Raw genomic sequence first — 1411 nt, 5'->3', positions numbered from 1 at the left:
TGGACCTGCGTCTTCGCCTTGGCCGCCTTCTCCTGCGCCTGACCCTTCACATCTGCCTTTCCGGCCAGCTTCTCCACGGTGCGGCCCAGTTCCTCACGAGTGCCCTCCACCTGGCGACGCAACTCGTCGGGGGTGGGGGAGTCCTTCGGCCCGGTCTTGCCACTCATCGGTGTGCCCTCTCCTTGATCTCGGCCACATCGGCCTTGACACTGTCGATCGCCCGCTCGGGAGTGGGCGGTGTGGCCATACCGACCTGCTTCTTGCCCATCGCCGCGAGAATCGCCGCGATGACGAACAGCACGCCGGTGATGATCAATGCGGCCGCCCACAGGGGCAGGACCAGTACCAACGCGGCGATGGCGGTGGCAGCGAGGGCCTGAAGCCCGATGAAGGCCACGATGCCGGCGCCACCGAACATGCCGCCGCCCTTGCCGAACCGCTTGCCCTTCTGCGTCATCTCGGCCTGCGCCAGCCGCAGCTCCTCGCGGACGAGCTGCGACAACTGCTGCGACGCCTGGGAGACCAGGTCGCTCACTGATTCCTTGGATTCGCCGTGCTCTACGCGGCGCTCAGAGATGGTCACCGCTGCTCACCTTCCCTCCTCGCTTCGTCGGCGGGGTGTGCTGTGCGGTCGTCGTACTGAGGTTTCGCTCCCAGCCGGGCGCTGAAGCGCAGTTCATGACCCCACCGCTGCTTCGCTGCGGGTACCCAGGGGGAAGGGACCCATCCCTCGGGAGGACCGACGGCATGAACGGAGCTGCCGCGGCACCCTGGCGGGCCGCGGCAGCTCTGTGTGAGCGAAGTGTGACGCAGGGTGGCGGTGTCCCCTCCTCCCCGGACACGCGGTTCCGCCGACGAAGGGGTGCTCACTCCATCGACCACGCTTGCCCGCGACATGGGGTCGAGCAACTTCTGCGCTGTGAAGGCCTGTTGAAGCCGTGTCCGTAACCCGTGTGGAATGCATGGGTTTCGCAGGGGTACGCGGCTGACGAGCGGGACGTCGTGTCCCACCGTGACGGAGCATGACGGATAAGGAGACCTGCCGTGCTGATGGCCCACCCTGCGGTACTACAGAACCTCATCGAGCAGTACGAGACGCTGAAGGTCCTGCACGCCGAGGCCGGAGGCCCGGAGGTCCGGCGTCGCATGGACGACGTCGCCTACACCCTGTGCGTCTCCACCGGTACGCGTGACGTGGACGCCGCACTCATCGCCGCACGCCACCGGCTCCCGGGCGCCCGCCCGCAGGACGACTCCCTGCTCAGCGTCGTCTGAAGCACGTCGCCCGGCGACCGACCTGCGTCCCGGGCCGCGGGCCGACCTGCAACCGATTGAACATCCGATCAGCCTAGGCGAGCACCGACTCCACGGACGCTGTCAGAGAACGTCGTACGTCAGGTGCGTCGCCGTG

3 protein-coding genes are annotated in these 1411 nt (G+C 67.5%); 1 reads left to right on the top strand and 2 read right to left on the bottom strand.

The annotated features are described in order from the left end of the window. Both ABTX78_RS00015 and ABTX78_RS00010 read right to left on the bottom strand, forming a co-directional pair. Positions 1-167, bottom strand: a 167-nt coding sequence (locus tag ABTX78_RS00015; protein WP_352205003.1) for a DUF3618 domain-containing protein, incomplete at its 3' end; no start/stop codon positions are given. Further along, positions 164-583, bottom strand: coding sequence for a phage holin family protein (locus tag ABTX78_RS00010; protein ID WP_352204507.1), 420 nt, complete (start codon positions 581-583; stop codon positions 164-166). The genes ABTX78_RS00010 and ABTX78_RS00015, both read right to left, overlap by 4 nt. A gap of 461 nt (positions 584-1044) precedes the next feature. Here ABTX78_RS00010 and ABTX78_RS00005 point away from each other — a divergent pair, with 461 nt between their 5' ends. Next, complete coding sequence (locus ABTX78_RS00005) at positions 1045-1275, top strand: DUF5133 domain-containing protein (RefSeq protein ID WP_352204506.1); 231 nt, start codon at positions 1045-1047, stop codon at positions 1273-1275. Positions 1276-1411: the final 136 nt, after the last annotated feature.

It is taken from the genome of Streptomyces sp. NPDC096193 (assembly GCF_040302905.1).
Classification (GTDB): Bacteria; Actinomycetota; Actinomycetes; order Streptomycetales; family Streptomycetaceae; genus Streptomyces.
The sequence above is the reverse complement of the archived record's forward strand: the minus strand, read 5'-3'. Positions and strand labels throughout refer to the sequence as shown.